1 protein-coding gene is annotated in these 1,332 nt (G+C 69.0%); it reads right to left on the reverse strand.

What is annotated here, in order from left to right:
* Positions 1 to 59: 59 nt before the first annotated feature.
* Complete coding sequence (locus tag ACFWBT_RS43045; protein WP_385710305.1) at positions 60 to 1,295, reverse strand: IS701 family transposase; 1,236 nt, start codon at positions 1,293 to 1,295, stop codon at positions 60 to 62.
* Positions 1,296 to 1,332: the final 37 nt, after the last annotated feature.

Consider the following 1,332-nt stretch of genomic DNA (forward strand, 5'->3'; position numbering starts at 1 on the left):
TCGCCGGTAGTGGCAGTGTCTGGCGACGGCCTGACGCCTGCGCCGCCACCGTGACCACCTCATTGCGTGGATGCGAAGCGGCGGGCGGGGTCGGTGCGCGAGGCCAGCTGCCAGCAGCCGGCGGACTTCCGCCACGGTGAGCGGAACCAGGGTGGAACCGTTTCTGCAGCCCCCTTTGCCGCCGCCTGCGCCGCCGTGACCGCGAGAAAGGCGTGCGCAAGCATGGCCAGGGTGATGTGCCGCGTCCAGCCGACGTAACGGCGGACCTCGTACTGATCCAGGCCGCACTCGTTCTTCGCGGCCTGAAAGCACTCCTCGATCGCCCACCGGCGCCCGGCAACGCGCACGAGCCGGTCGACGCCTGTGCCCATCGGGGCATAACCGAGGTAGTAGGCGATCTCATCGGGTCTGCTGATACTGCGCCGGGCCAGCGCCCAGCGGTGATGGGTGGGCCGCTCGCCGTCGAAGTCCTCGATCACCGGGAGCTGGACAGCAGCCCAGTGATAGACACGCGGGCCCTTGGCGCCGTCGCCGCACGAGCGCTTCTCCCATGCCTCATCCGGCGCCTGCGTGAAGAGGTGGTCGATACGGCCAAAGCGCGGCACCTGCTGCGACTTCGGGACGGCGAGCACGTAGCCGATGACGGTTTCTTCCAGCATCCGGCGAAAGCGCCATTCCTGGCCGTAGGCGGCATCCGCGGTCACCCAGGCGATCGGCAGCGGCGAGGCGAGTGCGCGCAGCACCATGGCCCTGGCCAGCTCTGGTTTGGTGGCGAAGTTCCTCTCATCGGGAATCTTGGCGGCGCGACAGCGTTCGCGGTCGTCCGTCCAGGACTTGGGCAGATACAGCTCGCGGTCCACCAGGGCGCGTCCGCGGGTGGTGGCGTAGGCGGCGAAGACGCCGATCTGGCAGTTCTCGGTGCGGCCGGCGGTGCCGGAGTACTGGCGCTGCACACCCGCGGAGGTGGTGCCTTTCTTGACGAAGCCGGTGTCGTCGAGGATGAGGACCCCGTCGGCTTCGCCGAGCTTGTCGGCGACGTATGTCTGCAGGTCGTCGCGGACGTCGTCAGCGTTCCAGGTGGCTCCGTTCAGCAGCCGTTGCAGGCCGTCGGGGGTGCGGTGGCCTGCGTGTTCGGCCAGTTGCCAGCCGTTTTTGCGGCCGACCGGGCCGAGCAGGGCGCGGACGTAGTCGCGCATGCGGCGTCGCAGGTCGGCGCGGCCGAAGCGGTGGCCGATGCGCAGGAAGAGGTCGTCGAGTTCACGGTCCCAGGTCGCGTCGGCAAAGTCGTCGATCACGCGGGGAGGCTGCCCTCATCACAGCTCGGACAGTTCT

Source organism: Streptomyces sp. NPDC060027 (genome assembly GCF_042737005.1).
In the GTDB taxonomy this organism is placed as follows: Bacteria; Actinomycetota; Actinomycetes; order Streptomycetales; family Streptomycetaceae; genus Streptomyces.